The sequence below is a fragment of the Mycobacterium sp. 1465703.0 genome (genome assembly GCF_001672975.1).
In the GTDB taxonomy this organism is placed as follows: Bacteria; Actinomycetota; Actinomycetes; order Mycobacteriales; family Mycobacteriaceae; genus Mycobacterium.
In genome coordinates, this window is the sequence record NZ_LZKU01000220.1 from 1 (window position 1) to 23748 (window position 23748).

General features: G+C 67.3%; 22 protein-coding genes and 1 pseudogene. 7 read left to right on the forward strand and 16 right to left on the reverse strand.

Annotation, left to right across the window (positions count from 1 at the left end; all coding sequences use genetic code 11):
• Nucleotides 1-1591, reverse strand: a 1591-nt coding sequence (locus A5625_RS20995; protein ID WP_197516174.1) for an Hsp70 family protein, incomplete at its 3' end; no start/stop codon positions are given.
• 153 nt (nt 1592-1744) lie between these two features.
• Nucleotides 1745-2974, reverse strand: coding sequence for a hypothetical protein (locus A5625_RS21000; RefSeq protein ID WP_066998412.1), 1230 nt, complete (start codon nt 2972-2974; stop codon nt 1745-1747).
• 38 nt (nt 2975-3012) lie between these two features.
• Between A5625_RS21000 and A5625_RS21005 the strand changes: the two genes are divergently transcribed.
• Nucleotides 3013-3633: a TetR/AcrR family transcriptional regulator gene (locus tag A5625_RS21005; protein WP_066998415.1), complete on the forward strand. Its 621-nt coding sequence runs from the start codon at nt 3013-3015 to the stop codon at nt 3631-3633.
• 4 nt (nt 3634-3637) lie between these two features.
• Nucleotides 3638-4108, forward strand: coding sequence for a nuclear transport factor 2 family protein (locus A5625_RS21010; protein ID WP_369830031.1), 471 nt, complete (start codon nt 3638-3640; stop codon nt 4106-4108).
• A 4-nt stretch (nt 4109-4112) separates the two neighbouring features.
• On the opposite strand, the gene A5625_RS21015 is transcribed toward A5625_RS21010, so the two are convergent.
• Together A5625_RS21015 and A5625_RS21020 are read right to left on the reverse strand one after the other, a co-directional pair.
• Nucleotides 4113-4772 (reverse strand): L,D-transpeptidase, encoded by a 660-nt coding sequence (locus A5625_RS21015; protein WP_066998477.1) that lies wholly within the window; start codon nt 4770-4772, stop codon nt 4113-4115.
• Between the two features lie 99 nt (nt 4773-4871).
• Nucleotides 4872-5549 carry a phosphatase PAP2 family protein gene (locus A5625_RS21020; RefSeq protein ID WP_066998421.1) on the reverse strand — a complete coding sequence of 226 codons (678 nt, stop codon included), beginning with the start codon at nt 5547-5549 and terminating at the stop codon, nt 4872-4874.
• 125 nt (nt 5550-5674) lie between these two features.
• Between A5625_RS21020 and A5625_RS21025 the strand changes: the two genes are divergently transcribed.
• The gene (locus tag A5625_RS21025; RefSeq protein ID WP_066998423.1) at nt 5675-6157 is read left to right on the forward strand and encodes a hypothetical protein; all 483 of its coding nucleotides are present in this window, start codon (nt 5675-5677) and stop codon (nt 6155-6157) included.
• On the opposite strand, the gene A5625_RS21030 is transcribed toward A5625_RS21025, so the two are convergent.
• The gene (locus A5625_RS21030; RefSeq protein ID WP_066998428.1) at nt 6141-6425 is read right to left on the reverse strand and encodes a hypothetical protein; all 285 of its coding nucleotides are present in this window, start codon (nt 6423-6425) and stop codon (nt 6141-6143) included. The genes A5625_RS21025 and A5625_RS21030 overlap by 17 nt on opposite strands.
• Nucleotides 6426-6499: 74 nt before the next feature.
• Between A5625_RS21030 and bluB the strand changes: the two genes are divergently transcribed.
• Entirely contained in the window at nt 6500-7168 is a 669-nt protein-coding gene (gene bluB, locus A5625_RS21035; protein WP_066998431.1) for a 5,6-dimethylbenzimidazole synthase, read from the forward strand.
• 68 nt (nt 7169-7236) lie between these two features.
• Nucleotides 7237-8664, forward strand: coding sequence for a sulfatase (locus A5625_RS21040; protein ID WP_066998439.1), 1428 nt, complete (start codon nt 7237-7239; stop codon nt 8662-8664).
• Between the two features lie 42 nt (nt 8665-8706).
• On the opposite strand, the gene A5625_RS21045 is transcribed toward A5625_RS21040, so the two are convergent.
• Entirely contained in the window at nt 8707-9492 is a 786-nt protein-coding gene (locus A5625_RS21045; protein ID WP_066998441.1) for a trans-aconitate 2-methyltransferase, read from the reverse strand.
• A gap of 162 nt (nt 9493-9654) precedes the next feature.
• Here A5625_RS21045 and A5625_RS21050 point away from each other — a divergent pair, with 162 nt between their 5' ends.
• The gene (locus A5625_RS21050; RefSeq protein WP_066998443.1) at nt 9655-10854 is read left to right on the forward strand and encodes a S9 family peptidase; all 1200 of its coding nucleotides are present in this window, start codon (nt 9655-9657) and stop codon (nt 10852-10854) included.
• On the opposite strand, the gene eccE is transcribed toward A5625_RS21050, so the two are convergent.
• The 10 genes and pseudogenes from eccE to eccB (A5625_RS21100) all read right to left on the reverse strand — a co-directional run.
• The gene (eccE, locus tag A5625_RS21055; protein WP_066998445.1) at nt 10844-11872 is read right to left on the reverse strand and encodes a type VII secretion protein EccE; all 1029 of its coding nucleotides are present in this window, start codon (nt 11870-11872) and stop codon (nt 10844-10846) included. The two genes, A5625_RS21050 and eccE, sit on opposite strands and share 11 nt — an antisense overlap.
• Nucleotides 11869-13278: a type VII secretion-associated serine protease mycosin gene (gene mycP / locus A5625_RS21060; RefSeq protein ID WP_066998447.1), complete on the reverse strand. Its 1410-nt coding sequence runs from the start codon at nt 13276-13278 to the stop codon at nt 11869-11871. Before mycP ends, eccE begins: the two co-directional genes overlap by 4 nt.
• On the reverse strand, nt 13275-14699 hold the full coding sequence (eccD, locus tag A5625_RS21065) for a type VII secretion integral membrane protein EccD (protein ID WP_156748422.1): 1425 nt from the start codon (nt 14697-14699) through the stop codon (nt 13275-13277). The genes mycP and eccD overlap by 4 nt, the downstream gene beginning before the upstream one ends.
• Before the next feature lie 75 nt (nt 14700-14774).
• The gene (locus A5625_RS21070) at nt 14775-15659 is read right to left on the reverse strand and encodes an ESX secretion-associated protein EspG (RefSeq protein WP_066998452.1); all 885 of its coding nucleotides are present in this window, start codon (nt 15657-15659) and stop codon (nt 14775-14777) included.
• Nucleotides 15660-15679: 20 nt separating this feature from the next.
• A complete protein-coding gene (locus A5625_RS21075) occupies nt 15680-15970 on the reverse strand; it encodes a WXG100 family type VII secretion target (protein ID WP_066998456.1) in 291 nt (96 codons plus the stop codon).
• A 32-nt stretch (nt 15971-16002) separates the two neighbouring features.
• Entirely contained in the window at nt 16003-16296 is a 294-nt protein-coding gene (gene esxG, locus A5625_RS21080; RefSeq protein WP_007768837.1) for a type VII secretion system protein EsxG, read from the reverse strand.
• 63 nt (nt 16297-16359) lie between these two features.
• A complete protein-coding gene (locus tag A5625_RS21085) occupies nt 16360-17856 on the reverse strand; it encodes a PPE family protein (RefSeq protein WP_066998459.1) in 1497 nt (498 codons plus the stop codon).
• A 2-nt stretch (nt 17857-17858) separates the two neighbouring features.
• Nucleotides 17859-18167 (reverse strand): PE family protein, encoded by a 309-nt coding sequence (locus tag A5625_RS21090; RefSeq protein WP_066998461.1) that lies wholly within the window; start codon nt 18165-18167, stop codon nt 17859-17861.
• A gap of 43 nt (nt 18168-18210) precedes the next feature.
• On the reverse strand, nt 18211-22179 hold the full coding sequence (gene eccCa / locus A5625_RS21095) for a type VII secretion protein EccCa (RefSeq protein ID WP_066998471.1): 3969 nt from the start codon (nt 22177-22179) through the stop codon (nt 18211-18213).
• Nucleotides 22176-23363, reverse strand: a pseudogene (gene eccB, locus A5625_RS21100) (type VII secretion protein EccB); the annotation flags it as partial. The pseudogene eccB (A5625_RS21100) and the gene eccCa, both read right to left, overlap by 4 nt.
• Nucleotides 23364-23402: 39 nt before the next feature.
• Here eccB (A5625_RS21100) and eccB (A5625_RS21105) point away from each other — a divergent pair.
• Nucleotides 23403-23748: type VII secretion protein EccB (eccB, locus tag A5625_RS21105; RefSeq protein WP_369830032.1), on the forward strand; the 346-nt coding region annotated here is incomplete at its 3' end.

Below are 23748 nucleotides of genomic sequence, written 5' to 3' on the forward strand. Positions count from 1 at the left end.
GCCCACGACCTGGACGGTGTGATGCTGGTCGCACCGCTGCCGCCGCCGCGGCGCTGGCGCAGACGGTGGGTTGCGCACTGGGCGGCGGGGGCGGCGGCACCGCGGTGGGTGGCGGTGCGACCGGACGCGGCGCCACGGAGTTGGCGGGCGGCGCCGGCACGGGCGCCACCGAGGGCGCGGGCGGGGCCTGGCGGTTTTCTATCCCGGTCAGCGTGTAGGCCACCCCGCCGATCGCCGTCATCGCGACCACCGCCGACATCCCGACGATCAACTGGGAGAACCGTAGGCGCCGCCACGACCCGCGCTCCCGCGGCGGTTCGATGACGTTGAGCCGCATCGACCAGCCGGCCGGACCGTCTTCGTCGTAGGTCTCCCCACCGAACCGCATCCGCAGGTCGCCGGGGTATTCGGTCTGCGACCAAGCCAATTCACGATCGGTCAGCGCTTCGTCATCGATCACCAGAACATCGCCGGCCCCCAGATCGACGACATCGCCGGAGGCGTCGGCCGAAGCAAGCAACCCGATCGACGTACGAGTGCGCAGGTCCAATTCGCCGCCACGAGAGGCCAGGATCAGCGCACCGCTGGCCGCGGCAAGCACCGGTTGCGACGGCGTCAGGATCGGCATCCGGCCATGTATCGAAAGTCGTTCGGTGACAAGCGGAATGCGCGCGCCGCCACCGACTGTCACCACCGCTGCGAGGTCAGACCAGCTCATCCGGTAGCGCACCAGCATGTCGTCGAAGGCATAGATGAAGCCGGTCAGCCGATCCTGAATCAGCTCTTCCAAGTCGTCTTGGGTAAGCGTCAGGCTGCAACTGCGCCCGCCGAGCACCGCGGCGATATCGGTGGTCATCTCGGTCGAAAGTCGCTCCTTGGCCGCGCGGCATTGTTCCCCGAGTTCGCTGAGCTGCCCGACAGCTGCCGTGCTGGCCGGGTCGAGGCCGCTACCGCGGCCCAGCTCGTCGAAGGCACGCAGCTGCAACTCCTGATCGATCTCGTCACCGGACAGTGCTGCATAACGCATTGTGGCGCTGACGAGTTCAAAGTCTCCCGCGACATTCACCAACGTTGCCGACGTGCCGCTACCGCCGAAGTCGAGCACCCCCACCACGCCCTCGTCCGGCAGGCCGAGCTCGGACTTCACCGCGGTCAGCGACGCGATCGCGTCCGAGACCAGCCGCGGCGCCATTCCGCTTCGCACGAAACCCAAGTGCGTTCTCAGCGCATCCCGCAACGCCTGCACCGTCGTGGGTTTCCAATGCGCGGGAACGGCGATGGAGATCTCCGAGCACGCGGCATCCGCGCCGGCGGCGAGCACCATCGCGTCCAGCGCCTCCACCGTCAGGAGCTCCGGGTCGTGCGCGGAACCGTCGGGTGACACTAGCGCGACAGAATCACCGATGCGCTCGATAAAGCCCTTCATCGGTACGCCGGGCTCGACTAGATACGGGTTCTCTTCGGGTGCACCGACTTTCGGTGCACAGTGCGGGTAAAGGGTCAGCACAGACCGGCGGGTAACCGGTGGGCTTCCATTACGCGCAGCGACCAGGTTCGTGGTCCCGATCGACAACCCGAGTGGGTCGTACATAGAGCGAAAACCTCGTCTATAGGGGTCGGTGGCCAGCGTTAACGATAGCCGTGGACACGCGGAAAGCCGATGCTTCGCAATGTCATTGGTATCCGCTCGATGCGGTTGCGTCACCGAAGCGGTACCGAAAACCCCTTGACAAAAAGCCTTGTGTTACAAGACCGTCAGCGGCAGCGAACGCCTGGGCTCGAATTGGAACGTCGATCCGCCACTGACTCTGACCACCGAAACCTCAGGCAGTTCCTCGGTGGGAGTGTCGGTTTCAACCAACTCCGCGGTCCAGTCGGTGGCCGTTCCGCTAACTCGAACCTCGATGTGCGGTTCCACCGCGGTGGCGATCGCCTGCAGCGGCTGCACCGAGTCCGGCGAGCACAACGAGATCCACGAACCGTCGTCGTGCGCCGGGGACGGGTGGACGTGCAGGCGGCTCGACTCCGTCTCGGCGACAACGTAGTCCACCGGGTTCAGCAGCGGATGTAGTTCGAGGACGCGGCGCACGCCGTCGACCCCGCCCGGAAGTTTGAGCGCGCGGTGGATGCGTTCGGCGGCCACGCCCGCGATACCGGTCAGGCCGCGGGTGCACACGCTTCGGGCCTCGTCCTCGCTGGCCGCGCGGGCGCCCACGGCGATCGCGAACGACAGGTACAGCAGGTGCATCTGCAGGCACACCTCATCGGCCATCCGGACCAGCGCCGAATGCGAGTAGGCGGCGAAGTCGAAATCGGACAGCAACGGCCCCGAGTAATCCGCCTGCCCCTCGTCGGAGCGATCAATGGGGTCGAGTTCCCATGTCGCAGCCCGGGTTTGGCTGACAATGTCTAGCGCCGGGATGCTCTGCGCTTCGGGGTAGGACTCGTCGATGATGACGGTCCACGCGCAGTGCGGATGCCGGTCGGCCGGCGTTCGCGGCGGGCGGTGGATGGGCCGCACCTGGGCGCGCGCGTTGGTCGCGATCGCGGTGGCGTCGAACGTCGGATCTTCGATGGTGTGACACATGCCGAAGACGTACTGCTCGCCCATCGGCTCCACGTCGAGCAGGGCACCGCAGTGGTCGAGACGGAATTCGCCATGCCACCGGTCGTGGACGGTGTAGCGGAAATCCATGAATTGCGGTGGGGCGCCAATATCGAGCTGCAGACCCTTGAAGATGGTGGGTACGTCGTCGCCCTGGTAATTCAGCGCGCGCTGCATGCGCTTGGTGTAGATCGGGCTGGCCCCCGCCCACTCCTCGATGGCGATCTGGACCATCTCGTCTCGACCGAACGATGAAATGCACCAAGCCATCCCGGATCGGTCGATCAACTGCCCGATCAGCAGCAGTTCGGGAACCAGGATGGCCAGCTCGTCACGGGACAGTTTGGCGTATCGCGAGGGGCTGCTCACGCCCCAAAAATAGACTCGACTATGTTATAAAGTCAACAATGTCCGTCGTCGCTGGCCAGACGCCCGATCGCCCGGTTGGTCCCACCCGGCGAACCACCGCGCCGCGCAAGCGCGGCGATGACACCCGGGCGAAGATCATCGATGAGACGGTGCGCTGCATCGTGGAGGAGGGGTTTTCCGCGGCCACCGCCAAGCACGTGGCCGAACGCGCGGGCGTCACCTGGGGGGTCATCCAGTACCACTTCGGCGATCGCAATGGACTGTTGATGGCCGTGGTGGACGATGGGGTGGCCAGGTTGGTGGACAGCCTGTCGTCTGCCGATGTCAGCGAGTTGCCGCTGCGCGAGCGCATCGAGGTCGTCGTCGACACCGCCTGGAGCTGCTACAGCAGCCCCACCTCGATGGCCGCCTTCGAAATCCTTCGGGCCACCCGCGGCGGGCCCGACCCGTCCTCGCGGCGCCACCTGCTCGAAATGAATTCCGCGATCGGCCAGCTCGGCCGATTGATCACCACCGATCCCGCGCATGCCGGTGTGGCCGAGGTCATTTGGGCCACCTTGCGGGGTGTGGTGCTGGTGCAGATGGTCACCGGGACCGCAATCGATTGGGGCCTGGAACGACGCGCCCTCGTCGACATGGTCACCCGTGTGCTGCAATGACCTGATGACCCTCGACGATCTCGCTGATATCGAAGCGATCAAGCAAGTCAAATACCGGTATCTGCGCGCTCTGGACACCAAGCGGTGGGACGACTTCGCCGACACCTTGGCCGATGACGTGATTGGCGACTACGGCTCGTCGGTGGGCGAGGAGCACCGTTTCACCAATCGGGTCGACCTGGTCAACTTCATGCGCAAATCGCTTGGGCCGGCGGTGATTACCGAGCACCGGGTGACTCACCCGGAGATCACCGTGACGGGCGACGAGGCCTCGGGCGTCTGGTACCTGCAGGACCGGGTGATCGTCTCCGACTTCAACTTCATGTTGATTGGCGCGGCCTTCTACCGGGACACCTACCGGCGCACCGAGGACGGCTGGAAGATCGCCGCCACCGGGTACGACCGGACCTACGAGGCGACAATGTCGTTGACGGGCCTCGATTTCAAGGTGACACCCGGCCGCGCGTTGGACTGAAGCGCTACTTGGTGATGGCGATGACCGCGCCGGGCCGCAGCCATTTCATGATCGACACCAGCTGAGCGTCGTCGACCGCCACGCAGCCCTCGGTGGGCTTCCCGTCGGTGGTGTGGAAGAAGAACGCCGCACCCCCGCCCGGGGTCTTGTTTTTGTTGACGCCCATCACCACCGCGTGCTTGTACTGCGGGATCTGCAGATTTTCACTGTCTGCCGTGTTGAACGGGCACTGCGCTTTCTGGCACACCTGCATCGAGTTGAACGTGGGACTGTGGTCGTCACCGCTCCACCAGTAATTGGGGCCGGCGACCTGGGTGTAGGGCAGGCCGGTACCGGGATTCGGCGCCGTGCCGAACGCGGAGTCGAGGCTGTACGCGCCCATCGGCGTCGCCGGAACACCGCTCTTGGCCTCCGGCGCCATGCCCGCCGAACCGACATGGGTGGGGATGCCGGACCTCAGCGACTGCCAACCGGTGCCGGTGCGCTGGAAGATTTCCATGGTCGCGTTCGAACCGCCGGTGCTCACCACCGAAACCACCTGCGTCGCATTGCCGACGGCGTTCGCAAACCAGGGGGCGCCGGCCGCGGCGCTGATCGGCGCCAGCACCACCGAGCCGAAAAGTACGCACGCAGCGGCGCACAGTGAAGCGAGCAGTCGGTGCATGCACTCCATCGTCAATCCCGCACGTCATCAGGGTCAAGTCAAGCTTCAGCCCCGGTTAGGTCACCGCGCCGTGACCAAATGTCCGTCGCGACAGCGCGGTTAGCACACCGCAGCCGATTCGGTCGCCCGCTGTGCGATGACGGGTCGCGTGAGCCAGGGCCGAAAAACCAAGAGACACAACAGGAAATACAGATATCCCAGCGACCATCCGGCCAGCACGTCGGACGGATAGTGGACGTTCAGCGCCACCCGGGAGACGCCGACCGCCAGCACCGACACCGCCGCCACGACGACAGCAAGTCGGCGGACCAACCGGCTCATCACCGCGGAGAACACCCACATTATGGCGAGCAGGGCGGCCATCGCCTCTAGCGCATGCCCGGACGGAAATGAGGTGGACGGAGCGGCTACCAGCATGGTCGCCGGGCGCGGACGGTCGACCAGGGCCTTGGCCCCCGCGGTGGCGAACTCGTTGAGCGGCCCACACCCGAAGGCAAGCACCAGCGCGGCCCGCAGATTACGCATCACCAGCGCTAACACCGTCACCGCAATGCCGAGCGCGGCCATCGGGCCAGGACCCAGCACATACGACACTCCTTCCCAAAACCGAAGCCACAGCGGGTGTTTGAGCGCGATGTCACGGGCCGCGTTCAACAACGACCAATCCATCCGATGCAGCCAAGTCCAGTGCCGCAGGTAGCCGGCCCACATCACCGCGTATACCGCGGCCGCCGATACGGCGATGCACACGGCCACCGGCGTCCTCGGGCGAGTCATAACCAACCGATACCAGCAGGGCTGCCATGACACGGGGGCGACCCGCCACACCCGGCGACAAGGGACGCGTCCGGGATCACCTTGCGGCCCCCCCACGGACTCCTTCCCGCGGTCATACTGTCGATATGGCCGTCTTTGTCCGTAGGTTGTTCGGCATCGGCAAGCTGCCCGACGAGCTGCATGCCCAGGTCGAGTCGGAAGGCCTCATCTACCTCGCCGATTACGTCGCCGTGACCCGGCGGTTCAAAGGCACCATCCCGGGCGTGCGATTGCCGCACAGCGTCGCCAGCTACACGGGTTCGCTCGCCTTCACCTCGGAGCGGGTACTGGCGACGCTGTCCATGCTGCCCCGGCTGGCCGGCCCGACCGTCAACGTGCGCTGGAACGATCTCCAGACCGGCGCGGCGCAGGTGCAGATCTCGTCAACCGGCCTGCAGGTAGATGTCGACGTGGCCGGGGTGGACGAGAAGTTCAGCGGCGAGCTGTCGCTGCACTACAAGGTCGCCATTCCGGCCGACGTACTCAGCGCCCTGCCCCGGCATTCGCTGGCCTTCGACATGCCACCGGAATATGTGTTCCGCGCTGTCGGGGTTACCTATAGTCCCTGATCGTGATGCGCGGCCAGGGCGGCTGCCGCAGCACCGCCAGGCTGCCGATCACCGCGGCCAGCAGACCGGTGATCACCCCGATCAGCGCCACCCGGCCCGTGTCCACGGCCGGCGTCCAAGTTGCCTGCCCGTTGCGGATGGCGAACACCCCCGGCGGTTTGGCCACCACGATGACGGTGGTGCCGTCCGGGGTCTGATAGGGCTCGCCGTAACCGCGGCCGGCAGCAGGGTCGGCGGCCAGCTGGTCGAGTACATCGGAAGGCTTCACGAGACGCTCCCTTGCTGGGGTTTCACCAGGCCCGCAGGGCTTGGCACGATCCACGCTAACGCGGATTTTCTACGATGAGTGACGTGACCGGGGACGCATTCAGCCCACAGGAGCGCCGCGCCGTCTATCGCGTCATCTCCGAACGCCGTGACATGCGCCGATTCGTTCCGGGCGCGGTGGTGGACGAGACCGTGCTGGCGCGCCTGCTGCAGGCCGCGCACGCGGCGCCCAGCGTGGGCCTGATGCAGCCGTGGCGCTTCATCCGGATCACCGACGTCTCGCTGCGGCGTCGCATTCACGCCCTGGTGGACGAGGAACGCCCGCGCACCGCCGCCGCACTGGGCGAGCGGGCCGACGAATTTCTGGCACTCAAGGTGGAGGGCATCCTCGAGTGCGCGGAGCTTTTCGTGGTCGCGCTGGGCGACGGCCGCGACGCGCACGTCTTCGGCCGGCGAACGTTACCGCAGATGGACCTGGCGTCGGTGTCGTGCGCGATCCAGAACATGTGGCTGGCCGCCCGGTCCGAAGGTCTCGGCATGGGCTGGGTGTCGCTGTTCGATCCGCACCGGTTGGCCTCGCTGCTGGGCATACCGCCCGGCGCCGAACCGGTGGCCATCCTGTGCCTGGGACCGGTGCCCGAATTCCCCGACCGCCCGGCACTGGAACTGGACGGTTGGGCGGTGGGGCGCCCGTTGTCGGAGTTTGTCTGCGAGAACCGATGGGGTCAACTGCCGGTGCCCTGACGCGTCGGCACTCAGCAAACGTCAAGGAAAGTTGCGGTAACGTCGCCGGTCGCAAGGCAATGTGAGAGGTGACGCAATTGACGCCGGGCGACATAGCGGACCAAAAACAGAACACGGGATTTCAGGACAACGTGCTGATCGTGCACTGGCACGATCTGGGGCGCTATCTGGGCGCCTACGGCCACCCGGACGTGTCCAGCCCGCGTCTGGACCGCCTTGCCGCCGAGGGCATTCTGTTCACCCGCGCGCACGCCACCGCGCCGCTGTGCTCGCCGTCGCGCGGTTCGCTGTTCACCGGCCGCTACCCGCAGAACAACGGCCTGATCGGCCTGGCCCACCACGGCTGGGAATACCGCGACGGCATCCGGACCCTCCCCCAGATTTTGTCTGAATCAGGCTGGTACTCCGCATTATTCGGTATGCAGCATGAGACGTCGTATCCGAAGCGGTTGGGCTTCGACGAGTTCGACGTGTCGAACTCCTATTGCGACTACGTGGCCGAAAAGGCCGACGAGTGGTTGCGTCAAAACGCTGAAGGACTTGTCGGCCAACCCTTTTTGTTGACCGCTGGCTTCTTCGAAACGCATCGGCCGTATCCGCGGGACCGCTACACACCGGCTGAGCGCGCCGATGTACATCTGCCCGACTACTTGCCCGACACCCCCGAGGTGCGCGGCGACCTCGCCGACTTCTACGGCGCCATCAGCACTGCGGACGCCGCGGTCGGGCGACTACTGGACGCGCTGGCCGACACCGGCTTGGACGCCACCACCTGGGTGGTGTTCTTCACCGATCACGGCCCGGCGTTTCCCCGGGCCAAATCCACGCTGTACGACGCCGGAACCGGCATCGGAATGATTATCCGGCCGCCCACCAACCGGAGGGCGGCGCCCCGCGTCTACGACGAGCTGTTCAGCGCGGTCGACTTGGTCCCGACCTTGTTGGGGCTGTTGGGAATTGACGCCCCAGCCGATGTCGACGGTGTCTCCCACGCGGCTGTTCTGCTGGAGCCGGATCCGCAAGCCGCCCCGGTGCGCGATCACGTGTACACCATGAAGACCTACCACGACTCGTTCGATCCGATTCGGGCGATTCGCACCAAGGACTACAGCTACATCGAGAATTACGTGCCCCGGCCGCTGTTGGATCTGCCATGGGACATCAAGGAAAGCCCGTCCGGGCAGGCGGTCGCGCCGTTGGTCAAAGCGTCGCGGCCCGAGCGTGAACTCTACGACCTGCGCAGCGACCCCACCGAGACCACCAACTTGCTGGCCGCCGACGGCGCGGAAGCAGACGAGGTCGCATCCAATCTTGCTGTGCAACTCCATGATTGGCGCCAGCGCACCGGAGACGTCATCCCCTCCGAGTTCGCCGGCACCCGGATCTCCGCGCGTTACACCGAAACGTATTTGCGGATCCATCACGCCAAGCCCACCCCCCGATCGGGCATCGCCGCCGACCGCGGCATCGAGGAAGGCAAACCCTCGCAGCGCTAGTTGCGGTCAGCATGACGCAAAGTCGTCGCCGCCACGCCGGGGCTACCCAGCTGAGCGGCTTGCGCCACCCACCTCGGCGATGATGAACACCCGCCGGAACGGGAAGATCGTCGCACCGTCGGATCGGGGTGGGTAGGCGTCCTGCAGCAGCGGGATCAGCTCCTCGCGGAATTGCTCCCAGGTCTGGTCATCGAGCCGCTCGCGCACTGGTACCAGCGCCGTGCCGGTGATCCATTCCAGCACCGGATGCTCGCCGGTCAGCTGGTGCAGATACGTGGTCTCCCAGACATCGACCTTGCAGCCCGCGTCGAGCAGCAGATTAGCGTAGTGCATCGGTGGCTGAACCACCGCCCCTACCCGAAATGGTATGTCGCGCAGCAACTTCGCATACGGCTCCCGGCGGGCCAGCGCTCGCACCGCGGCGTAGGACGGCGACTCGAAGTTGCCCGGCATCTGAACGCCTATCCATGAGCCGGATGCCAGTTGTCCCGCCCACCGCAGTAGCAGGTCGGCATGCTCGGGCACCCAATGCAAGGCCGCGTTGCTGACCACCACGTCGGTGTCGGGTTTCGGCTTCCAGTCGCGCAGGTCCCCGGTGACGGCGTCGATGCCGCGCTCCTTGGCGGCGGCCACCATCTCCGGCGAGCTGTCCACCGCCTCGATCACCGCGTCGGGCCAGCGCCGGCCCAGATACTTCGTCAGGTGACCGGGCCCGCAACCGAGATCGACGACACGGCGCGCCCGATCGGCTCCCACCCGCGACAGCAGGTCATAGAAGGGGCGGGCGCGATGGTCGGCAAAGGCGAGGTAGACGTCCGGATCCCACATGTCGGTCCTCCTGATCCTCGCGCTGCCGCTGGTCGGCCGAAGCAAACCGTATAACCCCTATGGTGCGCCAACACCGGCCGAGTGGTGCCGGACAACGCCGCTATGCAGCAAACCGGCCCAACGCCCAGGAAAAGCAAGCGTGTCGGGCTACCATCAGCGGTCGTGGCGCCCGACTCAGATCCGATCGACCCGCCCATCCCCGTCCCGGACGTTTCCGGCGCCGATCTGCCGGCCGGCGCCGGCGGATTACCCCCCCATTCGGCGTTGTCGCCCCGTCAGCGAATGGTAGTCGAGGCATCGGCCTTCGGCGATCTGGCCCTGCGCACCTGGGTGGCCGCACTGCTCACCACGACCGTGGCGCCGTTCGTGGTCGCCGGCACCCTGCGGCAAGCCGATGCCGGCACCGAACGCGGCAATCTCGATTTCTACACCGAATTGGGGGCGGCGAAAAACCCGACGCTGTCCTTTCCCCCACCGACCGAAACGCCCCAGGTGACCTCGCGTCGCGCCAGTTCGCTGGCGGAGTGGATCGCGCACGGCACGGTCGACAACATCGCATTTCCCAGCAGCTTCACCGCCATCAACCCCGCCATGCGCAAGCAGTGGAGCGCCTGGCGGTCTAATAACACTGTCCGCGCCCAACATTGGCGCCACGACGACGGACCACGCCCTACCCTGTGCGTCATCCACGGCTTCATGGGCTCGTCGTACCTGGCCAACGGACGGTTCTTCGCATTGCCCTGGTACTACCGGTCCGGCTACGACGTTCTGATGTACACGTTGCCCTTTCACGGCAAGCGGGCCGAAAAGTACTCCCCCTTCAGCGGTTTCGGCTATTTCGCCGGCGGTCTCAGCGGTTTCGCCGAGGCCATGGCCCAGGCGGTGCACGACTTCCGTTCCATCATCGACTATCTGCGCCACACCGGGGTGGACCGCATCGCGCTCACCGGCATCTCGCTGGGCGGATACACCTCCGCGCTGGTGGCCTCGGTCGACGACCGGCTCGAGGCGGTGATTCCCAACTGTCCGGTCGTCACCCCGGCGACGTTGTTCGACGAATGGTTCCCGGCCAACATGCTGGTTCGGCTGGGCCTTCGCCTCTCCGACATCAGCCCCGACGACCTTGCCGCAGGGTTGGCCTACCACTGTCCGCTCAATTACCAGCCGCTGGTGCCGCGGGACCGCCGGATGATCATCACCGGGCTCGGCGATCGGATGGCGCCACCAGAGCACGCCGTCAAGCTATGGCGACACTGGGATGAGTGTGCGCTGCACTGGTTTCCGGGCAGTCACGTGATGCACGTGAGCCAGCTGGACTACCTGCGCCGAATGACCGCGTTCCTGCAGCAGGTTATGTTCTGACCACCTCGACGGTGTCGGCGGTATGAGCGCCCCGGCCGGTTTCGCCCACCGAGGCCCGGTGCGCTCCGCCGACCAGGGTGGGCCAACGTAGCTGGGAGAGCAGCTCCGCTGGCGCGGCGGTGTGTCCGTCGAGCCGCCGGGTGGACAGCAGGTCCAGCGCCGTCAGCGCGGGCAGGTGATTGCCACGCTGCGGAGTCAGTCCGTCCAGCGGCGCCTTGCCGTCTGGATGGGTCTCGGTCTGGAACGCACAGGCCACCGCGACGGTGGGCTGGTTCTTGTCACCGGCGATCTCCAGCGCGGTACAGGTTTCGCGCGCCGAATACGACCGGATCGCCGCCAAGGTCTCCGGCAGCGCGTCATCCGCCTGGATTTGGTATGCGGCAAGGTAATCCGAAGCGCCGCGCTGCACGCCGCGCCACTTCTCACGTGGGTTGGACGTCAACAGCCGAGGAACATCGTCGGCCGCGACGGTAGCGGCTTCCCACCCGATCTCGCGGAGATGGTCGGCCAGCCGGCGCGCCGCGACCTGCGCGGTCTCCCGCAACGGGATTCGCGGTGAGCGGGCCTGCAGCGCAGCCAGATTGGCGGGAGCCGAAACGGTGAGCCCGATCCAGGTTTCGCGTCTCGACGCGTCGGCGGTGTTGTCGCGGCTGGTGATCCGGATCTTGTCCGCCCGGATGCCGTAGCGGTCCAGGTAGCTCGCGAGCAGCGGAAGCGGAAGGACATCGGAGTCGCCCTCCGGCGCGCCGACCCGAACCAGGGCGGTTGTCGCCGCCTCCGAAGTGTTCGCGGGGACGCCATTGCCGCGCCCGATGATCGCCGCGCGGCGACGCACGATGGTGGTGAAATATAGACCACCCCACCAGCCGAACAACACGATCACGACGGCGGCGGCGATGCCGATCAGCCAGTAGTCGCGCGGTGTTCGCCACGGGTAGGCCATCACGGCGGGCACAACGGCCAGCAGCGCCAACGTGATTCGACCGCTCCCGGGAGTCGGTATCCGATGCTTGCTCACGGGGTGGGGTCCTTTCGTCGGCGTGCGGCGATTGCGGTGACCGCGCCGGCCACTGCGACCAGCACGGCCAGCGCGGCGGTGCCGGCGACCGCGACGGTCCGCGGTTTGGTGTCCTTGGGTGCTGGTGCCGGCGGCACGGCGACCGGCTTCGATGCCGCCGCACCGGGCTGATTCTCGGTGGGCAGTTGCCAGGTCAACGCCGCCACCGGGTCCACGCTGCCGGCGCCGACCACGTCGGACGGGTCGCGAGCGCCGTTGTGGGCGGTTGCGGTGATGCGATGCAGCACCGCCGCGGCGGGCAGGTCGGGATATTTGCTGCGGACCAGCGCGGCGACGCCGGCCACATAGCCCGCCGCGTAACCGGTGCCGCTGAGGGCAGCGAGTTGCTGATGCTCGTCGGGCAGTCCATTGACCAGCCCACCGCCATCGGCGTTGCCGATCGACACGATCCGTTCACCGGGCGCGGCGACTCCCAGCCACGGCCCCGCCACGGTGAATTTCGACGCTTGGCCGTCCGGCGTCAGCGACGCCACCGACAGCACGTAAGGCTGCCACCAGGACGGGATGGATACCGAGGTGACGCCGCCCCAATTTCGCGGATCGTTCGGTCGGCTCAGGTCGGTGAGCGGATTGGATTCACACGACGTGCCGCCGGCGAATGATCCGGTGGGCCCGCTGTCGCCCGCCCCGGCCACGATCACCGCGTCCTTATCCACCGCCGCGTAGCGGACGGCGGCACCAAGCGCGGCCTGGTCGACGGGCCGGTTCACCGGCAGGCAGGTGGCCGAGCCGACGTTGATCACCCGGGCACCCAGGTCGGCCGCATGCACAATCGCGCGGGCGAGCGTCGACACTTCGGCCGATACCCGCGCCATCAACGGATCGCCGCCCGGCGTCCGTGGCGAGAACTTGGCCGACGTCGTCCGAAGCGACACCACCCGCGCCGCGGGCGCCACACCGGAGAAGCCGTCGTCGGCCGACGGTTGGCCGGCGATGATCCCGGCCACCAGCGTGCCGTGCCCGTCGCAGTCGGTCAGGCCGTCGGTGGTCTCGACGAAGTCACCGCCGGCTTCGACGTTGGGTAACCGCGGGCCCGGGCGCACCCCGGTGTCCAGCACTGCCACCAGCTGTCCCTCGCCCCGCGAAAACTGCCATGCCGCAGGGAGATTCAGTACCGACTGGCTGGGCGTGATGGCGCCCGGATCGCTGCCGGGAACGACTCCCGAGGTGCTGCAGGGTCCGCGCTGCTCCATCGGCTGCCCGGGCCCCGGCGCCCCGTTGGGCGGCGGGACGCCGGGATCGACCGTCGGCGGGCTGATCGCGGATGCCGGCGGACTCGTCCACGTCGCGGCGGCCGGCAACAAGGCCAATGTCGCTGCGAAGCAGGCTGATGCCGGCCGAATCATCGATTGAGCACCCAGCTGAACAGACCGACCACGAAGGCCATGACGGGGATGAGTGACGCGTCGAGGCCGGTCGCGACAAAGCCAACCAGCCGGCGCACCGGCAGCGAATAGCTTTCCGGCGCAGCGATACCCGGGTTCAGCGCCACCACGATCCACACCGACACGAGCACCAAGAGCACCAGCACCGCGCCCAGGGCGGCGGCGTAGCGTCCGGTCGAGGTGTAGAGCACCAGCAGCACGCCGGCAGCCAGATAAGGCTGAGCGAGCAGCCACGCCTTGCACGCGGCCGAGTCCCAAATCCGCGCGCGCAGCACGGACGTCGCCGCGGTGGCCGCCAGCACGTACCACGCCGCGACGCTGAGCGTCTCGGGCCGCAGGCCGATCGCCACCGAGCCCAGCACGCTGAGCAGCACTGCGGCAGCGATGAATCCACTTTGGTGTGCATCACTGATCCGGACTCGGCGCGGCAGGTCTTCGAGCACCTGTAGCGACGGCGCCGACGGGGTGGGATCCCCGGGCGCCGGGATGACCGGTAACGGGAAGCGCGCCCACAGTGCCGACAGTTGCGCCGCCTCGATGGTGACCAGCAGGGCCGCCACGATCAGCCCGCAGCCGATGGCAATCGGCGTGGGGTGCCACAGCAATTCGGCGCCGGCGGCCAACAACACTCCGGCACCCACCACCGCGGTCGCGGTGAAGAAGCCGGCGATGCGCTCACGTTCAGCGCTGGGCGCCATCAAGACGATCAGCGACCATGCGGTGACACCGGCTGCGGCAAGGGTCAATTGAGCCGGGCCGAATTCACCCGGCACCGCCAACGCCAGCGCGGCGGCGATGGGAACCAGCGCGGCGATCGAGAGCACCATTCCGGTGCGCGGCGAGCGCGCCGTGACCAGCAAGCCGACGATCGCGGTCAACGCCGCGACCACACCGACCGCCACCAGCCCCGCCAGCGCGCCGGTGGCCACCCGATAGGTGACCGACAGTCCGGTCGCCAGGAAGGCCACCGCCACCGCCGCGGCCAGTGCGCCCCGCTGGATATGCGTCGCGCCCCAAGGCTTGATCCGCGAGGTGGAGAAAATCATGGCGGCATCGGCGATGTCCTCCACGATGCCGGGCGCGGCCGGACCGACCGGTACCGGTTGCAGCGCCAGCAGGTCGCCGTCGACAACTCCGACAGTGTCCAGGCTGGCGTCCAGGCTGAACGGCGCACCACCGATGGGTGCCAGGCTCAGTTGGGTCGCAGCACCGACCTCGGCGGCGCCTCGCGAGGTAGCGCCGTCTTCCGAGTCTCCGTTACCGGTCGCGGGGACCACCAAACGCTGGACAGCGGGCAATATTTCGCGCAGCGGCAGCTCGGCAGGCAAGGCCATTTCCGTCAGCCTGCTGTCCGCGAGGATTGCCACGCGGACGATCGGCATGACGGTTCCGGACGTCACCGGACCCTCGAAACGTGTTGTGGCCGTTCCTGGAACATCGTGCTCTCTTCTTTCATGTCAGTGTTGGACGGAGAAATCTCGGGCTAACCGGTGTTCGGAGAACCATCCGGCGTCTGGCAGTAGGCCGGTCAGCTGTTCAATCGCGACGGCGATCGCGAATGGAGTTCCGGGCGTGAATGTCGAAACCCACTCGCCGTCGAAGGCGCGGGACGGACTGACCAGCACCCGCCCCTCGCGTGCGTCGACAATGCTCATCCCCACCTCGCTGGTGGCGTGCCGGCCGTCGCGGTGGCAGCCGGCGACGATCTCGACGTAGCTACGCGGCCCGTTGAACACTGACTCCACCACCCGCCGTGCCGATTGCGGAATACCCAGGTAATCAAGGACTTCGGAGAGCGGAGCGCCCGAACGCAGTCGCTCGTCGGCTCTGGCACCGACCCGGGTCGGCATGTTGAACTCGTCGAACCGAGCCGGTGGCCGCTGCGCGAGGCCGACGGTGAGGACCGGTACCAGCGCCCGCGGGTCATCGATGTCCATGGCGGTGAACGTGATCAGCTGCGCACTGCGCAACGCGACCACCGTGATCGACGGTTTGCCGGCCACACCGCCGCGCTGCGCCACGATGCCGCGCAGCAACTCGGCGGCGTCGCCAGCGGCGGTGTCCTTGGCGGGGCCGACGTAACGCAGGTCGAGCCACCGCTCCGGGAAACACACCACCTTGATCCACTCGGCGACCGCTGGGTTGATGACTCCGCCGTCAGAGACCAGGCCGAGCTCGGTCAGCTCAGCCTTCTGACGGTCGAGAAACGCGCTGCGTTCCGCGGCATCACGATAGGGCGAGGTGATGGCCAGCACCCAGGGAAAGCTCCCCGCCCCAATCGTTTCCGCGATGAACCACGCGTGATCGACCGTCAGCTCGACGGCGTTGGGCGCTCGGTCCATCAGGTTCGATCAGTCACGAACTAACCGCCCCATTTGGCCGCTTCGGCCTGGTCGCGGGCCAGCATGGACATGGTGTTTGCCTCATGGGTGCTGGCCATCGACTGGTAGGCGCGCACCAGGCTTTCCATGGCCTGGTTCCACTGGGCCTGCCACACCTGGTAGGTCATACCGGTGTCACCCTGCCAGGCGTTGGACAACGTGGCCTGCTCGCTGGCGATATCGGCGCCGAGCCCCTGCATCGTGCCGGCGTAGCCCGACATGTCGGCGGCGTGGCTCAACATCGCCGGGTAGTTGTACATGATCTGCGACATGAGAAGTCCTTTCGCGGTTGCTAGCTGTGAGATCAGAACGCGGTGTAACCGGACGCGGCGGCGGCATCCGCAGCCACGTAGGTCCCGGCGGCGTCCCCGAGGTTGGCCTGAGCGATGTCCAGCAGGGTGTTGACCCGTGCGGCGACCTCGACGAACCGGGCGTGCGCGGCCTGGAATGCGGCCGAGGACTCGCCTTGGTGGAACGCCTGTGCCGACATCGCTTCCTGCTCTGCCTGGCTGATCGTGCTGCGCATCAACGCCGCCTTGGCGCTGAACGCCGACTGTGCGGCTACCAACTGCGGAATGTGAGCGTCCAACATACTCATGTTGATTCCTTTCTGTTGCGTCCGTTGGGGTTTCGGTAATTCACCTTCGTTCGGCTGACTGCCTTACCCCCCTTTCCCCGGTTCAGCTGGGCCCGAGCCGTTACCAGCTTCCTGCTCCCACGTGCCGGGCACCATCGGCATGCGTGGGCCGCTGCCGAAGTCGTCGTCGGCCAGTTTGGTCAATCCGGCGGCCTGAAATGCCTTCTGCCGCTGCCCAGTTCCGGCGAACCCCAGCGTCCCGGCGCCCTGGGCGGATGCGACCGCCGCCGCCAGCTGCTCGTCGTTGCCGTAATCCGGCGGAACGCCGAAATCGGAGTCCATGTCCGCGAACTCGTCAGCGTGGTCATGCAGTGTGCCCCGCCGGCGGCGCCGCGCCCGAGACTCGGCCCGGCGGGCCGCCGCAGCGCCGGCCGCCGGGATGGTCGCCGCCGGCGCTTTGGCGCCACCGCGTCCACCCAAGGTGGGACCGACGCCTGCCTCCGGGTCTCCGCCGACGGCGATCAGGTAGCCGAAGTTGGCCGCGGCCGGCGCCGGCGCCGGCGCGGCGGGCGCGGCCGAACTCGCGGCAACGGTGGTGGCCGGGGCACCAGCCGGCGTCGGCACCGTCGGGGCCAGCGCGACGGCGGGCATCATGGACGGCTTGTTCGACGTCAGGACCGGGGCCACCACGGCGGGGGCCGCAGGGGCCGCATCCGCGACCTCCACGGGCGTGGTGAGCAAGGAGCTGAGGCCGATGCCCAGCAGCAGCGGGATGAGCAATGGCGCGGTCAGGATCGCACCCCAGGTCGGCCAGCCGACGGCGTTGAAAAACACTTGGTAGGCAACGAAGAACAGCAGCGGTCCGTTGGCGGCCAGGAACGCCGGCAGATTCGAGAAGAAGTTCTGCATCATCTGCTGGATGTTCTGGAAGAAGTCCTGCAAGGCCTTCGACAGCTGCTGGATGAAGTTCTGCCACCAATCCTCAGCACTGTTCTGTGCGGTGTTGGCCGCGAGATTGTTGGTCTCCCCGCCGGGATTCACGATGGACGGCGCCATCATGGTGCGCGGCGCGGCGGCCAGGGCCGATCCCGAGACGGCCTGATAGGTGCCCATGGTGGTGGCCGCTTGGACCCACATCCGCACATAGTCGGCTTCGTTGACCGCAATCGGGATGGTGTTGATACCGAAGAAATTCGTTGCCAACAGCACCCCGTGCACGGTGTGGTTGGTGGCCAGTTCCGCCAGCGTCGGCATGGCCGCCAATGCGGCCGTGTACGCCGCCGCCGCGATCTCTTGCTGGGCGGCCGCACCCGCGCTGTCGGCACTGGCCTGTTGCAGCCACGCCAAGTACGGCAAGTGGGCCGCCACATACTGCTCGGCGCTCGGTCCCTCCCAGGAGCCCGCCTGCGCCTCCCCCAACAGCGCACTGAGTTCGGCTGCCGCCGTGGCGTATTGGGTGCTCAGCGAGGTCCACGCGCCGGCGGCCGCCAGCAGCGGCCCCGGCCCCGGACCGGCGCTGAGCAATGCCGAATGCATCTCCGGTGGCGAAGCCATCCAGATCGGCACGACGGGGGAGGTCATCGTCAGGCGCCCGCAATCCCGAACGTCGCAGCGGCCGCGGTGTCGCCCGCGAGATAACTTGTGCCGGCTTCACCGACACCGACCCCGGCGCGGCCCAGCTCTTCGACACCCTGGGCCGCCACGGCGGCGTGCTCCTGGCCTTGAGCGCTGAATCCGACCGCCGTTTGCAGCGATACCGGATCGACCGCCGGCGGCACCACCGCCGTGATAGCCGGGGCCGCCGCCGCATGCGCGGCCGCCAGCCGTGCCGTCAGGGCCTCCACAGCCGCACTGGTGGCGGCCAGACCTTCGGGAACCACTCGCAACGTCATGGTTACTCCTTTCCTGGTCCTTCTCCTCGAACTTCCATCAACATCAGTGAGCGAAACCTTCGTTGCCGCCCTCGATCACGGACTCCGCAACCAACGGGTTGACCAATTGCACATAGGTCGGTGCGTCGCTGTCGCCCAACAGGATCGCCCGCCCGGCGGGCAACCGGCCGAATCGTTGACCTCGGATCTTGCCGCTGTCCTGCGGATTGCCGGCCAGCATCAACGTGGTCGCCTGCAGGTCGTTGAAGCGGCGCAGCAGCGGGTTGGTCATCAACGCGTGCCCCGAGCCGGTAGCGCGTGCGGTGACGATCACCCGCAGCCCCAAATCGGCTGCCTGCGAGAGCAGTCCGATCAGCGGCGTCCACGGCCGCTGCCCCACATAGGGTCCGCTCATCGCCGGCGAATCTGGTATCTGGTCGACGTCGTCGATGATCAGGTAGTGGGTGTGGCCCGCGTACCGCCAGTGCGCCAACTCCCCCGGCGACAGGCCGGCCGGTGGCCGGCGCGATTCGATGAGGTTGGCCAGCCCCAGCATCGCCGGGATGATGCGATCGATGTTGGCGGTGTACTCGTTGTCGGCGAACAACGGCTCGTCGACAAGGTGCAACCGCCGATCCAGCACCGTGAAGGCCACCTGATCGGGCGTGGAGTGCTCGCGCACCGTACGGATGAGGTGGCGCAGCAGCGTGGTCTTCCCAGACTTGCTGTCGCCGAACACCATCAGCAACGGGTTCTCGGCGAAGTTGACCACCACCGGCGCGAGGTCTTCTTCGCGCTGACCGATGACGACCTGCTCCGGTCCGCGGTACAGCGACCCGACCTCTTCCGGCACCAGGTTGGTCGGCAGCAGCCGTACCGGCGGCGCGGTCAGACCCGGGTAACGCGCGTTGAGTGCGGCCACCTGGTCGAGCTCTGGTGCGGCGAACAGGAAATGCTCTGCGGCCATGGTCAATCCGCGACCAGGCTGGTCGTGTGGCACCGCTTCGGCGGGGCGGCGCAGGGCACCGACCACCCGCACGTTGCTGTCCCGTGGATCGTGCAGCTTGAGCTCGAGCCGCAGCCCAAGGCCGTCGCGCATGGCCAGCGGCACTTCCAGCCAGCTCGGGGTGGTGACTATGACGTGAATGCCGTACGCCAGGCCGATGTTGACCAATTCGCTGACTTTGGCCAGCAACGGGTTTCGGGTGTTGAACTGGTCGGTGTTGTCCCGCCCGAACGCATAGAGGTTGTCGATGACCAGGAACACCTCGCCGAAGCCGTCATCGGGGGCCGCACCATGCTTGTCCCGGAACGCTTCTCGCCGCTGCCGCGACAGCAGCAGCTGCTCCAGCTCTCCGAAGGTGCGCCGGATACGTTCGGGCTCCAGCCCCGAGGCCACGCTGCCGACGTGCGCCAGGTCTTCGAGCGCCCGCAGCTTGCCACCGCCGTAGTCCAGGCAGTAGAAGGTGACCTCGCGCGGCGAGTGCAGGCTGGCCGCGGACAGGATAAAGGTCTGCAGCGCAGTCGACTTCCCCGATTTGGGACCGCCGTGGATGACCATGTTCCCGGCCGACGAAGCGGCGTCGAAGATCAGCGGGTCGCGGCGCATCTCGAACGGCTTGTCGATCTCGCCGAGCGGCCACTGCCATTGCCGGGGAGGCACGCCGGCGCGGGCCAGTGTGGCAGTCAACGGGATCGGCTCATCCAGGGGCGGCAGCCACAGCTGCGGCGCCCGCGGACCGTAACCGGCCAGCTGCTCGCCGATGGTGGCGATCAGCTTGCGCGGCGGCCCGCTCATTTCGTCTTCCTCAGGCGCGGTGACCACGGTGTCCTGATCCGGCTCGACCCGCCCGGCCGTGAACAGCTTGGGCTCCGGGATAGATGGCACCACAAAGGATTTGGCCTTCTGCGGTGGATCGTAGATGCCGTCCACATAGGTGCTGCGGAACTTGATCGGGGTGGCGCCCGGAGCGGGCACCAAGAAGCCCACGCCTTTGTGCTCCTTGCCGGATTCGATGTGGTAGGCATCCTCCACACCGATGATCTGACGGGAAACACTGGGACTGGCCACCTTCAACCCGATGCGGTAGGAGGTGTTCTTGTCGATGTCCTTGATCTTGCCGACGTCCAGGGTCTGCGACGCGAACAGGATGTGGATGCGGAACGAGCGGCCTTTACGTGCAACGTAATCGAACAGCTCCGCGTATTCGGGATGGTCGGCCAGCATCAGGGTGAACTCGTCGGCGACCACGAACAGCGTCGGGATCGGCGGCAGGTCGTGCCCCGCCGCGATGGCGGCCTCGTACTCCACCACCGAGTTGAACGCGCTGCCCTGGACCCGGCGGCCCGCTTCCCGGAGCAGCGTCTCCCGGCGGGCCACCTCGCCGCGCAGCGTGTCGGCGAAGCGGTCGGCCAGCGACTTCTTCTCGGCCATGTTGGAGATGACGGCCACCACTTGCGGGAAGTTGCGGAAGCTGTCGGCACCGGCCTCACCCTTGAAGTCGGCGTAGATGACGATCAGCCGGTCCGCCGAATGAGTCGTCAACAGCGACAACAAGATTGACATCAGGGTTTGGGATTTACCCGAGCCCGTCATACCGATCATCAGCCCGTGCGGGCCCATGCCGCCCTCGGCTTCGTCCTTGAGGTCGAACATCAGCGGCTCACCGGTTGCGGTGACCCCGATCGGAACGCGCAGTTCGTCCTCGCGGCGCCGGGGCGCCCACAGCGCGGGGACGTCCAATTGGGATGCGTCCGGAATGCCGAGCATCGTGCTGAATGTGGCACCGCGGGTGGCTGCCGAACGCAACCCGGTGTGGGTCGGGTTGGAGTCCCACCTCGACAACTGGCGTGCCAGATGCGCGGCCTCGTCGGCGCCCAGTTGGTCGGCGTTGTCGATGTAGGGCTGCCAGCCGCCAGTCTGCCAGCGTTGCAGGGCGCCGCTCGCAACGCGCAGGATCGGCTTCTCCGGATCCGAATACTGCTCGCGGTTCGGCGCTGTGGCACTGCGGTGCACGACGGTGACGCCGGCGCGGCCCAGCGCCAGCGTCGATGCATTCAGGCCAAAGTCGGGGTCGTCGATAACGATCAGCAGGTGACGCAGCGCGTCGGCGGGCTCGCCGGTGAACGCGGGACGGTCCAACAGCGCCGAACCCAGACTCGCCACCAGGTCGTCGGCGTTGGTCGACATGAACCGGGCGGGCCCGAGCCCGTCCAGCTCACCGGGAACGTCGATGTGCGGCAACCACTTCAGCCAGGACCAATCCGGGCTCTCCAGATCCGGGGTGACCAGCGCGAGCCCGAGCACGGTCGGGTCGTGCCACGTCACCGCCTGAGCGACCCAGGCGCGCAGCGCCGCCCGGGCCTCGTCTTCGGCACCCAACAGGGTGATCCGGGATACCTTGGCCAGGTCGATTCCGGTCGGCACGTCGCGGACGGTGCGATGGGTGTCGAGCAGGCTACGTAATGCGCTGTGCGACACCGGCTCCAGGTCGATCTCGTCGGCGGTGTCATTTACCCGCAGGGCGGTGGCCAGGGGCACGTGGTGGCGGCCGGCCCGCACCACCAGGAAGTCCGGATCGTGCGGGTCACGCTCCCACTGACGGCGGGATCCCGGCACACTGGCCAGCACGGTGGGCTCCGGGTGGGACCACTGTGCGGCGGCACGCTGCGCGGTGGCCTGGGTGCGGATGTTGTCCCGGACCACCGACAGGTAGCGCAGGTAGTCGGCGCGTTCGGCGTCGACCTCCTCGGTACGGGTCTTGTTGTCGTTGCCGCGGTACATCGCGGTGGCGGCCAGCAACAGCACGAACGGGAAGAACAGCGTCTGCGGAGAGATCAACCGCATCCCGGTGGCGAAGAGCGCCACGATCATCCCGACGATCAGGATGACCAGCACGTAGGGCATCGCCCGGCGCAGGAAAGACGGCGGGATGACCCGCGGCAACTCTGGCGGTGCCTCGATGGCGATGGTGCCCTTGCGGGTGACCGGTGGCGCCAGCCGGCGGCGCGCTTCGAAGATCAGTCGGCTCATCGGGGGGCTCCCTCGGCAGATGCCACGCGGCCGGGCTTCGGGTCGGATGTCAGCCCGTCATGTGCCAGCAGCGCGTCGGCGCGCGATAGCGTCGGTCCATTGGCGAACAGCGACAGCACCGACCACGGGATGGGCACCGGTGAACCGGAAAGGCCAAGGGCCTCAACCGTTTTACCGTGTCCAGCGGCCGAGTGCTCGGCCTCGTTGTCGATGCCGTAGCGGACACCGGTGTCAGAGACCCAGAACAACGAACCGGTGCCGGGCGAGTCCGGTCCGCCACCGACGGTCTGGGTGAAGTAGCCGGTGCCCGGCGCCACGGCGACTCGGGTGGCGGTTGTCGCGGCGCCGCCGCCCACCAGGTCGACGGTGCGGATCGATTCGGCGATCGGCAGGGCCGAGCCGGACAGCAGGTTCAGCGAGCTGGTCGCGGCCCCGGCCGGCTTACTCCAATAGGCGCACGCGACAGGGGATTTGGCCGCGTCGACCAGGCTGATCTGTTGGTCGGGATAACGCGCGGTGTCCAGCATCCGTGACACCGGCAGCTTGGCCACCGCATCGGCACCCAGCCGCGGCGGTTGGTCCAGCCCATAGGAATTGGTGTTCCGCAGGATCGCGGCGAGCACCGGCGAGATCTGCTGCAGGCCGTCGGGCAGTACCGCGTAGTAGCGCGGCGCACCCGAAGAGCTTTGATCCAGTGCGTAGGAGACCACCACGGCGCCGATCGGTGCGGGCACGCTGAACGGCGCCGGGGCACCGGCGTTCGGGATGCCGGGTGCGGTCAGTGGCGGGCCCTCGGGTATCGCGTTGAACAACCCCAGGGCGATCGGCCGGGGCGCGGGCACCTCGGAGTTCGCCTGCCCCAACCCGAGTGCGTTCGTGATCGCATGGTCGGCCAAGTTGATCTGAGAACGCCTGCCGTCCCACAACAGCCAGGTGCTGCCGTCCCTGTCGGCGAGGATCGCCCGTCGCGACTCGAGCGAGGCGGCACGCGCACCGCTGCTGTCCGGCCGGCCCGCGATCACCGTGACGCCGGTGCTGTGGGCGGCATGCCCACCCTGGGCCGGCTCACTGACCGCATCGCACACCGTCCAATTCGCGTCGTGCGAGGGATTTTGCACCATGCGCTCCGGCGCACCCGGAATGCCGATCAGGTTGCCGCGCGGAAACCGGTCCAGCTCACTGGCTGGCGGTTCGTGATGCGCCGGATCGCCTCCGGTATCGCCTTGCACGACACCAGAATGCTGGTCGACCCGCTGCGCACCCAGTCGCGCGCGGTGGCCATGGGCGTCGTCCTTTTGGTCACCGGCCTGGCGGGTTGCTTTGTTTTCTCCCTGATTCGGCCCAACGGGACGGTGGGTACCAACGCCGTACTCGCCGACCGATCCACCGCCGCGCTGTATGTCCGGGTCGGGGACGACCTGCACCCGGTGCTCAACTTGACCTCCGCCCGGCTGATCACCGGCCACGCGGTCGACCCGACCATGGTGAAAAGCAGTGAGCTGGACCGGTTTCCGCGCGGCAACCTGATCGGCATTCCGGGTGCGCCGGAGCGCATGGTGCAAAATCCCA